Raw genomic sequence first — 18,255 nt, 5'->3', positions numbered from 1 at the left:
GTTGTGCCTGTATTGTCGGACGCTGATTATTATCTCTTTCTGTTTTACGCCGGATTTGCGTCTTTGGCAAAAGGCAAGTTTACTGAAACCCAATTATAGCGCGATCCAGCCCCCGTTGCGCGAATCGGCTGTGCTGCGCGCGCCGCCTGACTTGCGGGGTCACGCAACAGTTAGGGGGACATGCGTGGGGCTTACGCTAGGGATTGGGTGACATGAGGGACGTAATAGGGGACGTTCAGGCTGTCACCCTATACCATTGATACCAATTTTTATCTCTGGAACGGGATCGGAAAACCGCCCGGCACGCAATTGGCTTGACAGAATCGGTAAACAGGACGCAAATGCAGAGAGGTTGGCGAAAAGCGTTTAAGCAGACACAAGATCGCAGCTTTCGCCCGAAGCAGATGTCGGTATGTCCGGCAGGCAGGAGCAGTGATGCAGGTGATCCGTCCCGTGGGCCGAGAGGCGGCGGCCAAGAAATACGATATGCTGTCGGCCATAATGGCGCATGCGCTGGCCGGAGACCAGAACCTGCAACGTCTGGTGCTGCGCCTGATGTCGCTGATCACCACCCGCTATAACTGGCAACGCAACGAACTGACCATGGGTCAGCGCGAAATCGCGCGGCTGTGGTGTGTCGATGAGCGCACCGTCAAGCGCGAAATGGCGCGGCTGCGGGCGATGGGCTGGCTGCTGGTCAAGCGTCCGGGCGCGCGGGGCAGGGTGTCGGTGCTGGCCCTGGATCTGGAGCGGATCATGCTGGATACGCGCGCCGCATGGGGGAATATCGGCGAGGATTATATCCTGCGCGTGGGCGGCGAAGCGGCGGCTGAGACCGCGCCCTCGACCGTGGTTCCCTTTCGCAGGCCGGATGTGCTGGTGGCGGGGCAGGGGGTCTGGGGCAGGGCGCAGGCGCTGCTGGCGGCCGAGGACAGGCCGCTTTACGACGCCTGGATCGCCTGTCTGGCGGATGGCGGGCTGCATGAGGGCTGCCAGATCCTGATCGCGCCCTCGCGCTTTCACGCGACCTATCTGCGCACCCATATCCTGCCACGGCTGCGCACGGCGCTGCTGCGCGCGGATCCGACGGTCACGGCGTTGCGCATCGAGACGGGCTGAGCGGGCCTGTCTACCTCATCAGCGGCTTGCTGTTGCGCTGATGCCGCATGGCCAGTTTCCGCCCCAGTCGTCCAGAGGCCAGCGGGCGGGCAGGGACCGGTCTGACGCCGTGGCGCAGCTCGGGGAACAGGGTCAGCAGCTCTTCCGTGGCGTCGCTGTCGATGGCGTTCAGCGCCTCTGGCCCGGCATAGAGCGACTCTGACGCCGCACCGTTCGAAAAGACGACCTCATGCCGGTCGAACATCAGATGCACATAGGTCAGGTCGGTCGGATCGCTGACGATCTCGATCCCCTCGATGGCCAGAAGCTGCTTGGCGGCGACCAGCACCTCATCGCTGTCAAAGAGGCGCTGCGCGATACGAGAGCGCACCAGAATGCGGTGCTGTGGCGAGACGGTCAGGTCATGTTCGGGCATACCACCGCCAAGCGCGCCGGCGCTGATGCGCACCGGGCGCAGCTGTGGCGCGCAGAGAAGGTGAACGGGCGACAGCTTGCGGCGGCCGATCCAGCGCACCGGCTGCAGGCCGTGATCGGCGGTCTGCACCAGGGTGCCGATGGTGATCTCCTCGACCGCCATGGGGCCGCTTTCGGTGTCGATCAGGGTTCCCGCCGTGAAGCAGGGAACGGTCCGGATATCCAGCACCTGCCGGTTGCCGCTGAGGCCGGTATAGCGGTTCCCCAGCAGGGCGCCGATCTGGATCGTCTGGATCGGCTTGACGGTCAGCGCATCCGCGGCCGAGCCTTCGGCGATGGGCGGGGCCAGCCAGGTATTGCCGCTGGTGTCCTGAAAGATGATCAGCGGCACATTCGCCGTCGTGCCGTCATTATAGGTCAGGGTGCCGCTGTAAATGGCGCAGGCATCAAAGGCGTGGCTGGAGGTGCTGCCATCCTGCGTCGTGATCGTGAATGTATCCGAGCCCGCCAGGTTATTGTCCTGATTATAGCCGCCGCCGCGATTGTTATTATCGGGGCTGTCAAAGCTGATCGGGCTCAGTTGCTGGACGCTGGCGGCGGTCAGATCGTCATAGCGCGTATTCTGCAGACTGATCGCGTTTTCAGCATCGACATTGCTGACATACCTTCCGTTCCTGACAGCGCCTTCATTCGGGTCGATCGAGGCAAAATTCCCAAGATAAATGACGTTGAATGTCGAATCTGTTGCCATCTGAAATCTCCGGTCGCGCAAGGGCGACGAAATTGCAAAAATGTCCCGGCAGAATGCGAAGGAATATGTGAAATGCAGCAAAGGCAGTCTTGAACTGTGCCAAGCTATCGCCGCTTCTGGCAAGTTATTCAATCTTTAACTGTTTTCATGGCACGCTGCGGCGATGGGGGCGAGTCCAGCGGGCAGGGGCCTGACATGAAAACAGACCACCAATCGCGCGGATTGATGGCCTGTCATAGTCTGCATCATTGCGTCAGAGGTGACGCTTTGATGATATTAGCTCGCGCGGCGACGACGCTCCCAGGTCAGCAGCACGATGGCGGCCAGGGCTGCCACGGCGGCCGTGCCTTCCAGTGCGCTGATTTCCGGGACGGGGCACGGCTTCGAGAACGGGCCGTCGCCGCAACCGGCGGCATTTGCTGCCGTAACCATCACGGAGGACAGGGTGGCCGTCAGGCCTGCGAGGGTAAGTTTCTTCACGCTATAGCTCCTTTTTACACGCGGGTGTCCAAGCGCCCGCAACACTAACAGATATGAAACGCTTCATATCCGATTCCGGCTCTTGGACAACCGGAATAATTTGAGTGGGGTATCGCTGATGTATCCCAGCGACACCCCGCTGTTATCAGACGCAGAGGCAGTCCTGCGCCAGGTCGTCCCATTCGACGCCGATGATCAGCGGCTGTTCGTTCGGGGCCGCGTCGGGCTGGACCGGATCCACGATCAGGCCGATGATATCACCTTCGCCAGCTTCGAAACCTTCACCATTGGCCAGGGCAAGCTCGTAGATTTCCTGGGCATTGGCGATGGTGCCGTAAGCGGGAACGTTCTCGTTCACGAAGACGATGTCGTCGGTCAGGCCCCAGATGGCGCCCTGAATCTCGGCCTCGGTATAGGTTTCCCCGGTGCCGTCGCCATTGTCCTGCGCGCTGAAATCCTGGTTCAGGATCCAGTTGACCAGATCCAGGTTCTGCGGGTTCGGAACCACACCAGCAGGCAGGGTGCCTGCATCGGCCAGGTAGATGTTGACCGGGAAGTTCTCATTGAACCGCAGCTCTTCGGCGGCCGAGACGCAATAGGCGATGTCGAAGCTCTTGCCGTCCAGACGATCATCCCCGGTATTGGTCAGGGTGACCGTGTAGAACGTGTCGCCGACCTGATCGCGGGTCACGCGGACGGTGCCGGTATCGGGCAGGCTGGCTGCGATCGATTCCAGCGTGTTCAGCGACCCGCAATATTTCAGGTCGATATCCGCGCTGGCCGTGCCGCCATTGCCGTCCGAAATCTGATAGCTGTAGGTCGCGGTGGCGCTTTGGCCGACGACCAGCGTATCGTAATCGGAATTGGTGGCGTCAAAGACCAGCTTGCCGCTGGTGAGCGTGACGATGACACCGTCATTCAGCGTGACGCTCTGACCGTTGCTGATCGACTTGCCGTCGATCGAGGTGATGGTCAGCGTGTCGCCATCCGGATCGCTGTCATTGGCCAGAACATCGACGGTCTTGGGCGTGCTGACGCAGGTTTTGGCCATGTCGTCATTCGCATTCGGACCGTCGTTCTGCAGGACCAGACCGGCATCGACATTGCGCTGGTTTTCACCCTCGGTCAGGACGATGGTGCCGGTCACGCCATTGGCGCGGGCATCGCTGTCATTGTTGACGGCTTCCGGACCAACCGGCGAGGGCGTGGTGAAGCTGTAGCCATTCGGCGCGACGAACTGCACCTGATAGGTGCCTTCGTCGATATCGTCGAAGAGATACTTGCCATTGGCATCGGTCACGCGGGTGCCGACGATCACGCCATTCTGCAGCAGGTTCACGGTGACGCCAGCGGCCCCACGTTCGCCCGCGTCCAGGACGCCGTTCTTGTTGGTGTCGAACCAGACGGTATCGCCCAGCGACGGCTTGTCGCAGACCTCGATCCGCAGGTTCTCGCGGGCGGGTTTGCAGGTCGGGTCATCGGTCTCGCGGATCAGCGTCACGTTATAGACGTTGTCGCGGCCCTGATCCTTCGGGTTTTCGAAGTCGGGCGCATTGATGAAGCTGACCTTGCCCTTGGCGTCGACCTTGAACAGGGCCGCATCGGGACCCGTCAGACGATAGGTCACATTGCCGGTCGCCTCGAAGTCCTGCTCGACCGTCGAGCGCAGCAATTCGCGGCCGCCCTCGTCCAGCTGGGTCGAGATCTGGCCAGAAATCGACGTGATGCTGTTGGCGCGAAGGCTTTGGATTTCGCCAGCCTCGACCACGGCATCGCCATCATCGACCCACAGCTGCAGGCCGTTCAGTTCCGCACCGCTGACCTTGCCATCGCCGTTCTTGTCAAACAGGGTCAACAGCTTTTCATAGCCATTCGCATAGCGGCCATCTTCGTCACCGAAGAGGCGCAGACCGTTCATGTCGGTCGCGGCGCGGCCATCGCGGTTGTCGATCAGGATACCGTCGCCCGAACCGTCGAACCACTCCATCCGCTCGGCTTTGCCGTCGCCGTTCATGTCGAATTTGACGGTCGCGCCGATGGTCAGACCATCCTTGTCCGCGGACGAGCTTTCGCCGGTCACACCGATCTTGCCGTCACGGTTCAGGTCGATGGCGATGGGCGTGGTCTTGATGATGCTGACGCGTTCGCAACGCTCATTCTGATCTTTGTTCAGGATGTCTTCGATCTCGATCCCGAAGATATAGTTGGGACCATAGCCCGAGGTGCCGACGAAGAAGGCTTCGGATTTGGTCTGGCCCGCCTTGATCGTGATCTCGATCTCGTTCGAGCGGTCCGCGCCGATTTCGTCGGTGTCATCGGTCAGGAAGGCAAAGCCGGGGGGCGGCGAGTCCAGCCGGCCGGACGGATCCTTCACATCGAAGTTCAGCTTGACGGTGAAGGTCAGGTCGGTCTCGGCCGGTTCTTCCAGGAAGATGAAATAGGGCACGGTATCAGTGTTGTTCTTGTACCAGACCTGGGTTTGCGCCTCGTCGAAGCCATTCAGGCCGACGCGTGCGCAGACCGGCTCATCCAGCAGGAAGTAGACGTCCTCTGAAATGATATTACAGAGCGTGTCGAAATCCTGCACATGGGTTTCGTTCTCGCAGACCTTGATCGTCCGGTCGACGGTCGAACCGATTTCGCTGGCATCGACACCGCCGGTATTCATGCCCTTGGTGACGCTGAACCTGTCAGAGACGTCAAGGTTGCGGACATTGACGGGGCCCGTCGCGTTCGAGTCGGCCGTATTGGCAAAGCCGACGCGATAATTGCCGGGTGCCACGCCCTTGAAGGTATAATCGCCATCCGGATCGGTGGTCGTGGTGACAACATCGCCGTCGGCGTCGCGGACATAGCTTTTGTCTTCGTTCAGCAGATAGACGGTACGACCGCCCAGACCGCCTTCCGAGGCATCCTGCTGGCCGTCCTGATCGCCATCATAGTAGAACGTCCCCGAGACTTCGCCCGTCTCATAGACCATATCCACCTTGCGCAGCGAGACATTGTCCAGAATGCCGCCCATGCCGTCCTTTGCAAAGTCGTGATAGGCGACCTCGCGGAAGGTGATGGTGTGCCTGCCCGCCGAAAGCTCCAGATCAAGGGTCCAGGTTTCCACGTTGCTATAGGCTTTTTCGCCATGCCCGTTCATAACGCGCTGGACCACCTTGCCGTCCACCAGAACTTCGATGGCGTTGCTGTGCAGCGAGACATAGCCGGGCACACCGGCCTTGTAGCGGACCGAATAGTCGAAGGACATCTGGTACGTGCCCGCATCGGAGATCATCACCGTCTGCTGGATTCCGTCCATCGTGCTGGAGATATAGTCGATCTCGACGACAGAGTTGCCGCGGGTGTTGCCCGTTTTGTAATCGTCGGTCTGAATTTCGATCTTGCTGCCTGCACGCATCGGCGTCCAGCCCTGAAGGGACGAATATTCGAAGGCGCCGATTTTATTGGCATTGGCGTGGTTTTCAAAATCGCCGTTGACTATCAGTTCCTTGCCCAGCTTGCGGACGGTCAGATCCTCGTCGATCTCCTCGATCTTGGTGTGGCTGAAGCCTTTCGTGGCCGTCCCCGAGGTCGAAGCCGCGGTCTGGGGCGCATTATGCGCATAGGTCGTTGAGGCATTCTCGGTGACACTTGCGTCAATATTGCCGTATCTCTGGCCGGCTTTCAGGTGGATGACGCCGGTCATGCCGATGGCATTCGCATCGGAATCGGCGTTGTAGATGCCCTTGTCCTGCTCGCCGAACTTGTAGCCGTCATGGACCGCGAAACGGACGGCATAGCTGCCCGGCTCTGCGTCGAACTGGTACCAGCCCTTATCGCCGGTGGTGGTCTCGTCAACGACATTGCCGTTCAGGTCCAGCAGCTGAACGGTCTGCCCGACGATGCCATCATCCCATGCGCCTGCGCCATTCGACTCGGTCGAATCGCCGTTGCTGTCCAGGCTCAGGCGACCACGGATGGTGCCATAGCCGATATTGGCATAGGTCACCGCCAGTTCGTCGCTGCCGACGACTTTCTGCATGCTGACGTCGATATTGCCGTATTTATCGCCTGCCTTCAGGTCGATCACCTGGGTCAGGCCGTTGGCATCCGCATCGGAATCCGCGAAGAGGTTGTCGCCCTGATCCTGCTGGGCGAATTGCATTCCGCTGACCGGCAGGAACTTCACGACATATTGCCCCGCGGGGACGTCGAAGCGATAGACGCCGCCGTCATTCGTTGTGGTCACGGCAACGACCTTGCCGGTCACATCCAGCAGTTGGACGGTCTTGCCGCTGACGCCCTTTTCCCAACCGCCATGGCCAGTGGCTTCGGTATTATCGACGTTCTCATCAAAGGTCATCCGACCATAGATAGAGCCGAGTTCAGAGGATGTGCGGTAAGTAAGTTCTGACGAACCGGTGGACATATCCGTCTCCATTTACTGGTTACTTTGCGACAATGGGTCAGGCAGAATGTCGCTTACAGGTCGCAGATGCTACCAGCTATCTTTTTGTTAGAAAAGCGAATTTCCCCCGCGACACGCCGTTCAACCTAAGGCTGCACAGGCGGGCGGCGTCGATTCGAAGGATCGACAACCGTGGGGCGTGCGGGATGCGATTTCTTCGCCTTGAATTTTATGGTTTGTTTATTAACTCACACAAATTGATCATTATCAGCCGTGGAATCCCTGCCTTGTTGATCGACGAGGCGCCGACGGCGGCCAAATCAAGAGAAAGACACCTAGGGTTGTAAATTCCGCGCTAAGATTGCGGGCGGAGAAAGCTGTTTTTCGCCCGGAGATTGCCGAAATCAGCGCCGCTTTCGCGGCTGCAGGCTGGATCTTGCCATACTGTCCGGATCAGTTTGGCGCGATCGTTCTGAAAGTGCAGACAAATACTATGACGAATCACTTTCACTGGCCCTGTCGTTCGGCATTCCAAGGCTTCGGGTCCGTGAGCGGCGGAAATTCGCGGTTTCGGACCGATGACCTCAGACAAGGCCGCGCGGTTTCGGGCCGCCCGTGGCCCAGTCCAGCAATTCGGCCGTATGGACCACCGGCACCTCGGTCCCCGAACCGATCTGCATCATGCAGCCGATATTGCCGGCGCAGATCACCTGCGGCTGCAGCACCTCCAGCGTCTCGACCTTGCGCGATTTCAGCTGCGCCGAAATCTCGGGCTGCATCAGGTTATAGGTCCCGGCCGAGCCGCAACACAGGTAGCTGTCGCGCGGTTCCAGCACGGTGAAACCCGCCTGTTTCAGCAGATCCTTGGGCGTTTCCCTGATCTGCTGACCATGTTGCAGCGAACAGGCGGCGTGATAGCCGATGCGCAAGGGGTCAGCATGTGTCGCGTCCTTCAGGCCCAGATCGGCCATGATTTCGCTGATGTCACAGGCCAGCGCGGCGATATGGGCGGCATCTGCCGCCATCGGATCGTCGGCGAACATATGGCCGTAATCCTTGACCGTGGTTCCGCAGCCCGAGGTGTTGATCACCACGGCGTCAAGCCCCGGACCGTTTGCCTCGGCCATCAGCGCGCGGATATTCGCCGCCGCCGAGGCATGGCTTTCATCGGTCTTGCCCATGTGGTGGGTCAGCGCCCCGCAGCACCCGACGCCCCGGGGCACGACGACCTCGCAGCCGTGACGGCGCAGCAGGCGGATGGTGGCGTCGTTGATATCGGTGTTCAGCGCCCTTTGGGCGCAGCCGATCAGCAAGGCGACCCGTTTCACGCGCGGCCCTTCGGCGGGAAAGACCTGGGGGCTGTCATTCGGGCTGGTGGGCGGGATCCGGGCGGGCGCCATGTCCAGCATCGCGCGCAGCCGGGCATCGGGCATCAGCCCGCGCAGGGGCCGCGCCAGCCTTGCCCCATGCAGCGCCAGCCGAAACCGTCCCGGATAGGGCAGGATGCGCGCCAGCAGCCAGCGCAGCGCACGATCATGCCAGGGGCGGCGATAGTTCTGTTGGATATATTCGCGGGCATGATCGACCAGATGCATGTAATCGACGCCCGAGGGGCAGGTGCTCATGCAGCTGAGGCAGGACAGGCAGCGGTCGATATGGGTGACCGTCCGGGCATCGGGCACCTTGCTGTTTTCCAGCATGTCCTTGATCAGGTAGATGCGTCCGCGCGGGCTGTCCAACTCATCGCCCAGAACCTGATAGGTCGGGCAGGTGGCGGTGCAAAAACCGCAATGGACGCAGGATCGCAGGATCTCGTTGCTGCGCGCGGTGGCGGGATCGGCCAGTTGCCGGGCGGTGAAATTCGTCTGCATCTCAGGCGTCCATCAGGCCGGGGTTCAGGATGCCATGCGGGTCAAAGCTGCGCCGCAGGCCGGATTGCAACCGCGCCATCGGGCCGGTTTGCGGCGGAAAGGCCGGGCCGGACAGTCCGGCGCGGCGGATCAGCGTGGCATGAGGCGCCACACTGCGGATCTGTTCGGCGCTGCCCGGACCCTGATACCAGATCAGGCCACCACCCCAATCCATCGAGGACGTGCCGCCCAGTTCCCGCAGCCGGTCACAGATCGCCGGGGCCTCGGTCGGTTTGGTCAGGATCCGCCACAGCGGCGCTTTGCGATCCGTGAAATGGGCGAGATCACGCAGATCGCGCCACAGGGTCACCGTCTGCCGATCATCCAGCACATCGGGCCGGTGTTCGGCCAGCAACGCCAGCAGCCGGTCGCGGCGATAGATCAACTGACGCTCCAGCCCCTCGACCCGCAGATAGGCATTGCCGTCGCGCCATGCCGCGCCGGTCACATCAAAGGGGGTGGCCAGCGCGGCGGAAAAGATCTGTATCGCGCGCGCCGGATCGACCCCGGCAAAGACCAGCGTCGCGCGGGCGGGCAGGTGGGGCAGGGTTTTCAGCACGACCTCGGTCAGCACGGCCAGGGTGCCGTAAGACCCTGCCAGCAGCTTCGACAGATCCAGCCCGGTGACATTCTTCATCACCCGGCCGCCATTCTTGATGATCCGCCCCTGCCCATCGACAAAGCGCACGCCCAGCAGGTGATCGCGGCAGGCGCCGGCCATGACGCGGCGCGGGCCGCTGGCATTGCTGGCAACCATGCCGCCCAGCGTCGGCGTGCCGTTGCTGCCCAGAACCTGCCGCAGGTCCGGCGGCTCAAAGGCCAGCGCCTGACCTTCGGCAGCCAGCATCGTCTCGATCTCGGGCAGGGGGGTGCCAGGGCGCGCGATCAGCGTCATTTCCCCCGGGGAATAGGTCACGACGCCTGACAGATTGGCGGTCGAGAGCCGGTCGCCCCCGGCATGTTCCACACGCGTGCCGCCACCGATGATCCTCAGCGGATCGCGCCGCTCCGCGATCAGGCGGGACAGATCCTCTTCCGAGGCGGGGGCCAGCATATCCAGCAGCGCGGTCATTCGGCGGCCCTGGCGCGATGGGCGGCGCTGGCCTGAAGCGGAAAGACCTTGGCCGCATTCAGCAGCCATTGCGGGTCGAACAGATCCTTGATCTCCATCTGGATCGCCAGATCATCGGGCGCATATTGCGTGTCCATCAGATCGCGCTTTTCGATGCCGACGCCATGTTCGCCGGTCAGACAGCCGCCCACCTCGACGCAAAGCCGCAGGATATCGTTGCCAAAGGCCTCGGCCCGGGCCAGATCGCCGGGCTTGTTGGCATTGAACAGGATCAGCGGATGCATATTGCCGTCGCCCGCGTGAAAGACATTCGCGACCTCCAGCCCGTGTTCGCGGGACAATTCACCGATGCGGCGCAGCGTGTAGGGCAGTTGGCCCACCGGCACGGTGCCATCCAGACAGATGTAATCGCCCAGCTTGCCCATGGCGCCGAATGCGGATTTGCGGCCCTTCCAGATCTTGGCGGCCTCATCCGCATTGCGGCTTTCGCGGAATTCGACCGGGTTCAGCGCATCGGCAATCTGGCGGATGCGGGCGATCTGGTCGGTGATTTCATCGGCCGAACCCTCGACCTCGACGATCAGGACGGCATTGCAGGCGGGATAGCCGGCCTTGGCGAAACTTTCGACCGCGCGCAGGCAGGGCTCGTCCATATATTCGATCGCCACCGGGATCACGCCCGAGCGGATGATATTGGCCACGCATTCGCCCGCCACTTCGGCGCTGTCAAAGCCGATCAGAACCGGACGCGCGCCTTCGGGGCGGGGCAGGATGCGCAAGGTCGCCTCGGTCACGACGCCAAGCTGCCCTTCCGAACCGCAGAAGAGGCCCAACAGATCCAGAGCTTCGGGACCGGCCTCGGCCCCGCCCAGTTCGACGATCTCGCCGGTGGAGAGGACCACGGTGGCGCCCATCAGGTTATTGGTGGTGACGCCGTATTTCAGACAATGCGCCCCGCCCGAATTCATCGCGATATTGCCCGCGATGGTGCAGGCCAGTTGCGAGGAGGGATCGGGGGCATAGAAAAAGCCATGCGGTTCCAGTTCCGCGCTGACGGCCAGATTGGTGATGCCGGTCTGGACCCGGATAAAGCGGTTGTCGGGGTCGATTTCCAGAACATCGCGCAGGCGCATCGTGCCCAGAATGATGCTGTCCGCCGTCGGCAGCGCCCCACCGGCCAAAGAGGTTCCCGCCCCGCGCGGCACCACCGGCACGCCCATCTGGTGACAGACCCGCATGATCGCCGCGACCTCATCCGTGCTGCGCGGCAGAACCACGGCCAGCGGCGGGCAGCGATAGGCGGTCAGCGCGTCGCATTCATAGGCACGGGTTTCTTCGGGGTCGTGGATCACGGCGTCGCGCGGCAGGATGGCCTGCAGCGCGGCGACGATCTGAGGGCCGCGGTCGATGACACCCTGATCGGGTATCGGCATGGCGATGGTCATGGCTGTGCCTCTCTCCTTGGCGATATTGGTAAGATAAATTTACCGGGTTCGTCAATTGTGGTTCTGCCGGGCGGTTGCGAAAGCCGCTGTCCGGCAGATTAGCATGATTTACGGGTCGGGGCGGGCGGATTTGCGCGACGGGCGGGCCAGATGAATTCTTTCATTAAAACTTGATATCGCCCCCTATCGAAACAGGATCGGCGCTCCTATATGAGCGAATTCCAGCCCATTTTGTCTAAACCGCTGGATTATTGGACGATAGCGCCCCGTGCGTCACAGATGCGATAAGAGAGACACCCGAATGCCATTCCCAAAACGCGCCCTTTTCGCTGTGTTCGCGCTGCTGTCGATGGCGGCGCCATCCTGGGCCGAAAGCCTGAATCTGCGCGTGGCAAACGGGCAGATCTCGGATGGGGGAAAGACGCTCAGCGTGACTCTGGCGCCGCAAAGCGGGCGCGATTTTGCCACCTTTACCCGGATGCATGTGGGTGAGCGTATGGCGATTTCCTTTGAAAACAATGTCCTGATCGCGCCGACGCTGCGCGGTGCGATCTTTGCCTCCAGCGGGCAATTGTCGCTGCCGCTGGGCCTGCCAGAAGAACAGGTCCAACGCATGCGCGATCAGTTGCAGCGCGGCGATCTGTTCCTGCGTGTGACCGCGCCTGCCGAATAGCGCCGTCAGGCGGCGGCGGTCCACAGGCGAAACCGGCGCGTGCCGGTGATCTCTCGCACCAGCCCGTCCCGCTGCATGCGCCGCAACAGCCGCTCGGCTGTGTCGCGGCTGATGCCTGCCTGTTCCTCGACCATGGCCGTGGTCATCAGCGGCTGAACCATCAGCGCATCAATGATGCGGGCCGGGTTGCGGCCCTTGATCTGCGCCGTCGCCTGCCGGGCCTGCTGCGCCCACAGCGTCAGCCGCGACAGATCGCGCCGCGCGTCCGACGCCCCTTGTGTGACGGCGTCCAGATGCCGGGCAAGGCGATCCGCAATCGTGCCACCCTGCGCGGTCAGGCGGCCATGTCGGCCCAGCGGCAGAAAGCACAGCGCCTCGCAGGGGGCGGCCATGCTGCGGGCATTCCAGACCGCGCCCTCGATCAGATCTTCGGGCGCGGACAGTTGCGCAAGGCGCCAGGCTGTTCCGGTGGCGCAGCCGCGCGCAATCGGGTGCAGATCGGCGAAACCATCCGCCAGCGCCAGAAAATCCCGCGCGCTGTCATCGAAATCGCGGCCCGTGGGCCGACCGTGCAGCGGCGGGGGCAGGTGATCGCTGTCAGGCCGGTGCAGAGCCAGAAAGCTGCGCAGATCGTCCAGCCGTGTCTGCCCTTCCAGTCGGCGGATCGCCCAGCGGGCCTGTTTCATCGCGTCCAGATCGGTGCTGGCGCGGGCCTCCATCAGGTCGCGGCCGATCTCTTCGCGGCGCAAGGGCGTGCCCTGCGCCCAAAGCATCGCCTCGACCTCGGTCAGGGCCAGCCGGGTGATCGCGCCGGCCCGGCGATCCCGGGGCAGGGCGGCGATCTGCTGATCCAGCCGCCCCACGGCCATGGCTGCCTGCGCCAGTGGCAGCGCGGCCTCGGCCTGCGCGGCTGCCCAACTGGCGGGGTTCAGCAATTCTGTCAGATCGGGCGCGGCCATAGCCGCAAAATAGCGCGGTTCTGCGGATCAAGAAAGCCGCAAAAGCCCGCCCTCTAGCCCTGCGGGGTCATGGCCTTGCGCTGACGGGCGCGTTGCAGGCCCAGCTGTCTTTCGCGCCAGATGATCAGGATCCCCGCGACAATGACCAGCGCCGCGCCGATCAGGACGGTGGCGGTCGGCGCCTCGTCAAAGATGAACCAGCCGATCAGCACCGCCAGCAGCATCGAGACATATTCGAAGGGCGCGATCAGCGACGCATCGGCATAGCGATAGGAGGATGTCAGAAGGATCTGGCCCAACCCGCCCAGAATGCCGCTGAGCACCAGCAGCGCAGCGGTGGTCGGATCCGGCATGACCCAGCCAAAGGGCAGGGTGGCCAGCCCCAGCAGGGTCGAGGTGATCGAGAACCAGAAGACAATCGCCGAAGTCTTTTCCTCTTGCACCAGCTTGCGCACGAAAATCTGCGCCAGCGCCGCGCAGCCCGCCCCGCCAAGCGCCGCAAAGGCGCCCAGCATCCGCAGCGGATCGGCGGTCGCGCCCGTGCTGAGTTGCGGCGACAGCACCACCAGCACGCCCAGCAGCCCAAGCCCCACCATGGACAGGCGGAACAGGCGCACATCCTCGCCCAGGAACATCGCGGCGAAGATCACCACCAGCAGCGGCGCGGCATAGTTGATCGCGGTCGCCTCGGGCAGGGGCAGCAGGGCCAGCGCCCAGAAGCCCAGGAACATCGCCGTCGTGCCGATGATTCCCCGGTAGAAATGTCCCATCGGCCGAAAGGTCTTCAGCCCGTCCCGCAGGTCGTGCCGCATGGCCAGCCAGATCAGGATCACGGGAATCGCGAAAAGCGAGCGGAAAAAGACCTGTTGCCCGGCGGGCACCGCGACGCCGCCCTGCGGATCGGCCGTCGCCTTCACGATGGCCGCCATCAGCGTGAACACGGTCACGCTGCAGCATTTCAGCAGGATGCCACGCAGGGGCGAGGGGTGGGGCAGGGACATTGCCGCGCTCCGCAACTGGGGATGAGGGTGTCACCGCTGGATAAGCCCGCGGCCGGTGGGGATCAATATGCTGATTTCGGGAAATATTCATCGTCCCTGTGGCCGGAACACAGCGCCCCGTCACAAAGATTCACCACCTTGCGAGATTCCGTTTGCCCCGAATCGGAATTTCACGCTCTGCTGGAAAAAAACGAGCAGAGAAACCATGAAAATCAAAGCATTTGCCATCGCCGCGGCGCTTGGCCTTTCGACCATGCTGGCCGCTTGCGGAGACAGCGCCGACACATCCTCAGCGACCACGCGCCCGCCCGGGAAACCGGCCAATGGCGCGGATTGGGAAAAACAGGTGCAGGCGCGTCTGGATGCCTCATCCAACCAGATGACCCTGCTGGCGCAGCGGCAGAAACTGACCCCGCCGAAATCCGCGATCCTGACCTATGCGATCGCGCCCGACGGGCGGATCAAGGATATCCGCGTGGCCCGGTCGTCCGGCTCTCCCAGTTTCGACAGTCGCGCGCTCAGCTATGTGTTGCGCGCCGGCCCGTTGCCCGCCTTTACCGCCGACATGCCGCGTCAGGATATGCCGCGCGTCAGCGTGGTGGCGGTGTCGCAGACGGACCGGAACTGGTTCGGCGGCGACAAGATCAATGGCAAGGGTCTGCTGGATTAAGCGGCCCGGACACGGCTTCTTGAACGCAGGGCGGAAAAAAGTTACAGTCCGGTCGTTGGCCCGCTTACGGGCAGGGTACGGCGACCGGGCCCCTCTGGCGGATGTGGCGGCGCATTCGTGATGTCGGCAGCCGAAACCATGTCAGCCGCCGGACTCGATCTTTTCACATGAGCAATAACGCAACTTCACAGGGCGCGTCGGGTACCTCGGTGCTCGGATATTTTCGCTGGGCCTTTATCGTCACGGTCATCGGCCTGATGCTGGGCCTGTGGCTGGGCTGGCGAACCGAAGGCACCATTGGCGGCATGCTAAGCGTGTTCTTCATCTGCGCGGTGCTGGCGGTGCTGGAAATCTCTCTTTCCTTCGACAATGCCATCGTCAACGCCAACAAGCTGAAAGACATGACGCCGAAATGGCAGCATCGCTTTCTGACCTGGGGCATCATCATTGCCGTCTTCGGCATGCGTATCGTCTTTCCGCTGCTGATCGTGGTGATCGCGGCCAAGATCGGACCCTGGGACGCGCTGGTCATGGCGGCGGTGCAGCCCGAACGCTATGCCGAGATCATGCATGACGCCCATCTGCCCATCGCGGCCTTCGGGGGCGCATTCCTGATGATGGTCGGCCTGTCCTTCTTCTTTGACCACGAAAAGGACGTGCATTGGATGAGGTGGCTGGAAAGCCATCTGGCCCGCCATGCCAGCATCCGCGGGATCGAGGTGGCGCTGGTCCTGATCACCATCATCATTTTCAGCCGCCTGCAGCAGCCGGGCAATGCCGAGGTGTTTTTCCGCGCGGCCATCTGGGGCCTGCTGACCTTCCTGATCGTCGAGGTCGTCGGCGGTCTGCTGGACAGTTCGCAACAGGCGATGTCGGGTGCGGCCAAGGGCGGTCTGGGCGCGTTCCTTTATCTGGAGGTGCTGGACGCCTCGTTCAGTTTTGACGGCGTCATCGGAGCCTTCGCGCTGACGCAGAACCTGTTCATCATCGCCATCGGGTTGGGCATCGGGGCAATGTATGTGCGCTCGATGACGATCATGCTGGTCGAAAAGGGCACGCTGACCAATTACCGCTATCTGGAACATGGCGCCTTCTATGCCATTCTGGCGCTGTCGGTGATCATGTTCGCGCAATCGCTGGTCAAGATCCCCGAGGTTGTCACCGGGCTTGGCGGGGCCTGCCTGATCGGGCTGTCGCTGTGGTCTTCGATCCGGGCCAATCGCAGCGATCCCGCAGGGGCCGAGGTGCACTGAAAATTAACGCGCCCGCGCCTGATCCCAAGGCGCGGGCGACACTCGTAAACAAAACAGCAATCGTTAACCGTTTGGTAACAGCTTACTCTGTAAACGAGGCATTCAACTGGATATGCCGCGAGCCTAGTCGCAGCATATTAAGATGATGTTACAGCCTCGATGAAAAATTTTCCGTGATCAGTAATTCACTGCCCGGAACTGCTGTTCCGGAATGCCCAGTACCCGAAGCGCGCGGGCTGAGGGCGCACGATGGTTTTCCACCGCCGCCGCCAGCTCGATCGCGGCGTTGAAGGCGGAAAACATGTGCGAAAAATTACGGGCGATACGGATCACGGGATGTCCTGACACTGATTGGTTGCGACACGACCTATCTAGGCGTTAGCGCCAGCATCCGGTATGCCGAAATCCGTCAAGGCGGGTTTGCGTCTGGCGCATAACCCCCTTTCGCCGCGTCAGATTTTTCCGCGTTTTTTCAGGTCGTCCAAAGCGTGCCGGACCGAGGTTTCGACGGGGTGTTCCGTATCCAGCGTGATCGCGTTTTCATCATCGGTCGGAACCTCAAGCGTGGCCAGCTGCGATTCCAGCATCGAGGGCGGCATGAAATGCTCGCGCGCCTGCATGCGCTGCAGAATCACATCATGATCGGCATGCAGGTAGACGATTTCCAGCCCGTCGATATGGTCGCGCAGGAAATCGCGATAAATGCGCTTCAGGGCCGAACAAGAGAACACCGTCGCACGGCTTTGCGCCGAATCGACCACCGCCACGGACAGCGCCTTCAGCCAGGGCCAGCGCATCTCATCGGTCAGCGGGTGGCCGTCGGCCATGGCCTTTCGATTGCTTTCGGGGTGGTAATCGTCGCCCTCCAGAAAGGCCGCCCCAAGCGCATCGGCGATGCCCTGTGAAATGCTGGTCTTGCCGACGCCGCTTGGCCCCATCACCATGATGCATAGCTGGCGGTCGCTGTCGTGCCCTGCGGCGTCCTGCATGATAACCTCCCCCTGATCTTGTGCAGTCTAAATACAGGTGACAGGCAAGGACAAGCGCAGAACCTTCCATCGCCCCACTGCACAGAAATATGAGCCGATATCGGCTTCTGACCCTTGCATCCCGCGCTATCCTGATTTCTTTAGTCGACAAATCGGGCAATCGGCGTCCGCCAGCATGTCACGTCAGCTGCGTCTGCCCCTCTGCAGAAGGAGAGATTTGATGAAAGCTGCTATTTTTGCCCTGACTCTGGCCTTGCCCACGGCGCTGCATGCGCAGGATATCCAGATCGACACCGCAACGGGCCCTGTCGCGGTTGCGCCCGCGCCCGAAAATCTGGCGGTGTTCGATCTGGCCGCCATCGATACGCTGAATGCGCTTGGCGTCACCGTGACCGCCGGTCCCGACATCACGCCCCCCGCCTTCCTGGCGCCCGCGCTGGCCGATAGCACCAAGGTCGGCACCCTGTTCGAGCCCGATTTCGAGGCGCTGGCCGCCATGGGACCGGATCTGATCATCGCCGGTGGCCGCTCGGCCGCGCAGGTCGATGCGCTGTCGCGCATTGCGCCGACCGTGGACATGACCATCACCGGAGACGCGCTGTTCGAAGAGGCCGAGTCCCGCCTGACCAGCTATGGCACGCTGTTTGGCAAGGAAGATCAGGCGGCAGAGCTGAAAGCCCAGCTGGATACCGCGCTGCAGGATGCCCGCGCGGCTGTCGCGAACAAGGGCAATGCGCTGATCCTGCTGACCAATGGCGGCAAGGTCTCGGCCTATGGGGCGGGGTCGCGGTTTGGGTGGCTGCACAGCGCGCTGAACCTGCCCGAGGCGCGCGGCGGCCTGGATACGCAGGGCTCGCATGGCGAGGCCGTGTCCTTTGAATTCATCGCCGACACCAATCCCGACTGGCTGCTGGTTCTGGATCGCGGCGCCGCCATCGGAGAAGAGGGCGAGGCCGCAGCGGCGACGCTGGACAATCCGCTGGTTGCTGGCACGACCGCCGGTCAAAAGGGCCAGATCGTCTATCTGGATCCGGCGGCGCTGTATCTGTCCAGCGGCGGTGTGCAATCGCTGACCCTGCTGCTCAAGCAGGTGACCGAGGCTTTTGGCGCGGCGAACAGCTAA

The 18,255-nt window shown here is 62.2% G+C and carries 15 protein-coding genes; 5 read left to right on the top strand and 10 right to left on the bottom strand.

Features of this window, described 5'->3' with window-relative positions:
- The first annotated feature begins 435 nt into the window (after window positions 1-435).
- Window positions 436-1,119: a chromosomal replication initiator protein DnaA gene (locus tag JHX87_RS18355; RefSeq protein ID WP_271886812.1), complete on the top strand. Its 684-nt coding sequence runs from the start codon at window positions 436-438 to the stop codon at window positions 1,117-1,119.
- Window positions 1,120-1,129: 10 nt separating this feature from the next.
- Here JHX87_RS18355 and JHX87_RS18350 read toward each other — a convergent pair whose 3' ends face one another.
- The 6 genes from JHX87_RS18350 to JHX87_RS18325 all read right to left on the bottom strand — a co-directional run bounded on the left by JHX87_RS18350 (window position 1,130) and on the right by JHX87_RS18325 (window position 11,587).
- On the bottom strand, window positions 1,130-2,284 hold the full coding sequence (locus tag JHX87_RS18350) for a Hint domain-containing protein (RefSeq protein WP_271886813.1): 1,155 nt from the start codon (window positions 2,282-2,284) through the stop codon (window positions 1,130-1,132).
- 276 nt (window positions 2,285-2,560) lie between these two features.
- Window positions 2,561-2,764 carry a hypothetical protein gene (locus JHX87_RS18345; RefSeq protein ID WP_271886814.1) on the bottom strand — a complete coding sequence of 68 codons (204 nt, stop codon included), beginning with the start codon at window positions 2,762-2,764 and terminating at the stop codon, window positions 2,561-2,563.
- Between the two features lie 145 nt (window positions 2,765-2,909).
- Window positions 2,910-7,181 (bottom strand): SdrD B-like domain-containing protein, encoded by a 4,272-nt coding sequence (locus JHX87_RS18340; RefSeq protein ID WP_271886815.1) that lies wholly within the window; start codon window positions 7,179-7,181, stop codon window positions 2,910-2,912.
- 563 nt (window positions 7,182-7,744) lie between these two features.
- Complete coding sequence (gene glcF, locus JHX87_RS18335) at window positions 7,745-9,031, bottom strand: glycolate oxidase subunit GlcF (RefSeq protein WP_271886816.1); 1,287 nt, start codon at window positions 9,029-9,031, stop codon at window positions 7,745-7,747.
- Window position 9,032: 1 nt separating this feature from the next.
- On the bottom strand, window positions 9,033-10,142 hold the full coding sequence (locus JHX87_RS18330) for an FAD-binding protein (RefSeq protein ID WP_271886817.1): 1,110 nt from the start codon (window positions 10,140-10,142) through the stop codon (window positions 9,033-9,035).
- Entirely contained in the window at window positions 10,139-11,587 is a 1,449-nt protein-coding gene (locus JHX87_RS18325; RefSeq protein WP_272833953.1) for an FAD-linked oxidase C-terminal domain-containing protein, read from the bottom strand. The genes JHX87_RS18330 and JHX87_RS18325 overlap by 4 nt, the downstream gene beginning before the upstream one ends.
- A gap of 301 nt (window positions 11,588-11,888) precedes the next feature.
- On the opposite strand from JHX87_RS18325, the gene JHX87_RS18320 reads away from it, so the two are divergent.
- The gene (locus JHX87_RS18320) at window positions 11,889-12,260 is read left to right on the top strand and encodes a SecDF P1 head subdomain-containing protein (RefSeq protein WP_271886818.1); all 372 of its coding nucleotides are present in this window, start codon (window positions 11,889-11,891) and stop codon (window positions 12,258-12,260) included.
- A gap of 5 nt (window positions 12,261-12,265) precedes the next feature.
- On the opposite strand, the gene JHX87_RS18315 is transcribed toward JHX87_RS18320, so the two are convergent.
- Window positions 12,266-13,219, bottom strand: a complete 954-nt coding sequence (locus tag JHX87_RS18315; protein ID WP_271886819.1) for a helix-turn-helix domain-containing protein — start codon at window positions 13,217-13,219, stop codon at window positions 12,266-12,268.
- 53 nt (window positions 13,220-13,272) lie between these two features.
- A complete protein-coding gene (locus JHX87_RS18310; protein ID WP_271886820.1) occupies window positions 13,273-14,220 on the bottom strand; it encodes a DMT family transporter in 948 nt (315 codons plus the stop codon).
- A 205-nt stretch (window positions 14,221-14,425) separates the two neighbouring features.
- Here JHX87_RS18310 and JHX87_RS18305 point away from each other — a divergent pair, with 205 nt between their 5' ends.
- Both JHX87_RS18305 and JHX87_RS18300 read left to right on the top strand, forming a co-directional pair.
- Window positions 14,426-14,890: an energy transducer TonB gene (locus JHX87_RS18305; protein WP_271886821.1), complete on the top strand. Its 465-nt coding sequence runs from the start codon at window positions 14,426-14,428 to the stop codon at window positions 14,888-14,890.
- Between the two features lie 167 nt (window positions 14,891-15,057).
- A complete protein-coding gene (locus JHX87_RS18300; protein ID WP_271886822.1) occupies window positions 15,058-16,143 on the top strand; it encodes a DUF475 domain-containing protein in 1,086 nt (361 codons plus the stop codon).
- 177 nt (window positions 16,144-16,320) lie between these two features.
- On the opposite strand, the gene JHX87_RS18295 is transcribed toward JHX87_RS18300, so the two are convergent.
- Window positions 16,321-16,476, bottom strand: coding sequence for a hypothetical protein (locus tag JHX87_RS18295; protein WP_271886823.1), 156 nt, complete (start codon window positions 16,474-16,476; stop codon window positions 16,321-16,323).
- Between the two features lie 119 nt (window positions 16,477-16,595).
- On the bottom strand, window positions 16,596-17,132 hold the full coding sequence (locus tag JHX87_RS18290) for a gluconokinase (RefSeq protein WP_271886824.1): 537 nt from the start codon (window positions 17,130-17,132) through the stop codon (window positions 16,596-16,598).
- A gap of 220 nt (window positions 17,133-17,352) precedes the next feature.
- Here JHX87_RS18290 and JHX87_RS18285 point away from each other — a divergent pair, with 220 nt between their 5' ends.
- Window positions 17,353-18,255: a siderophore ABC transporter substrate-binding protein gene (locus JHX87_RS18285; protein ID WP_271886825.1), complete on the top strand. Its 903-nt coding sequence runs from the start codon at window positions 17,353-17,355 to the stop codon at window positions 18,253-18,255.

Origin of the sequence: Paracoccus fistulariae (assembly GCF_028553785.1) — a bacterium.
Lineage (GTDB): Bacteria > Pseudomonadota > Alphaproteobacteria > Rhodobacterales > Rhodobacteraceae > Paracoccus > Paracoccus fistulariae.
Note: the sequence above shows the minus strand (reverse complement) of the source record. Positions and strands in the feature narration are given on the sequence as shown.

Excerpts from the sequence above, each read along its gene's own strand:
- JHX87_RS18325 (WP_272833953.1), bottom strand. The coding sequence starts at position 11,587 with ATGACCATCGCCATGCCGATACCCGATCAGGGTGTCATCGACCGCGGC.
- JHX87_RS18355 (WP_271886812.1), top strand. The coding sequence starts at position 436 with ATGCAGGTGATCCGTCCCGTGGGCCGAGAGGCGGCGGCCAAGAAATAC.
- JHX87_RS18290 (WP_271886824.1), bottom strand. The coding sequence starts at position 17,132 with ATGCAGGACGCCGCAGGGCACGACAGCGACCGCCAGCTATGCATCATG.
- JHX87_RS18315 (WP_271886819.1), bottom strand. The coding sequence starts at position 13,219 with ATGGCCGCGCCCGATCTGACAGAATTGCTGAACCCCGCCAGTTGGGCA.
- JHX87_RS18285 (WP_271886825.1), top strand. The coding sequence starts at position 17,353 with ATGAAAGCTGCTATTTTTGCCCTGACTCTGGCCTTGCCCACGGCGCTG.
- JHX87_RS18300 (WP_271886822.1), top strand. The coding sequence starts at position 15,058 with ATGAGCAATAACGCAACTTCACAGGGCGCGTCGGGTACCTCGGTGCTC.
- JHX87_RS18330 (WP_271886817.1), bottom strand. The coding sequence starts at position 10,142 with ATGACCGCGCTGCTGGATATGCTGGCCCCCGCCTCGGAAGAGGATCTG.
- glcF (WP_271886816.1), bottom strand. The coding sequence starts at position 9,031 with ATGCAGACGAATTTCACCGCCCGGCAACTGGCCGATCCCGCCACCGCG.
- JHX87_RS18350 (WP_271886813.1), bottom strand. The coding sequence starts at position 2,284 with ATGGCAACAGATTCGACATTCAACGTCATTTATCTTGGGAATTTTGCC.
- JHX87_RS18305 (WP_271886821.1), top strand. The coding sequence starts at position 14,426 with ATGAAAATCAAAGCATTTGCCATCGCCGCGGCGCTTGGCCTTTCGACC.
- JHX87_RS18340 (WP_271886815.1), bottom strand. The coding sequence starts at position 7,181 with ATGTCCACCGGTTCGTCAGAACTTACTTACCGCACATCCTCTGAACTC.
- JHX87_RS18320 (WP_271886818.1), top strand. The coding sequence starts at position 11,889 with ATGCCATTCCCAAAACGCGCCCTTTTCGCTGTGTTCGCGCTGCTGTCG.
- JHX87_RS18310 (WP_271886820.1), bottom strand. The coding sequence starts at position 14,220 with ATGTCCCTGCCCCACCCCTCGCCCCTGCGTGGCATCCTGCTGAAATGC.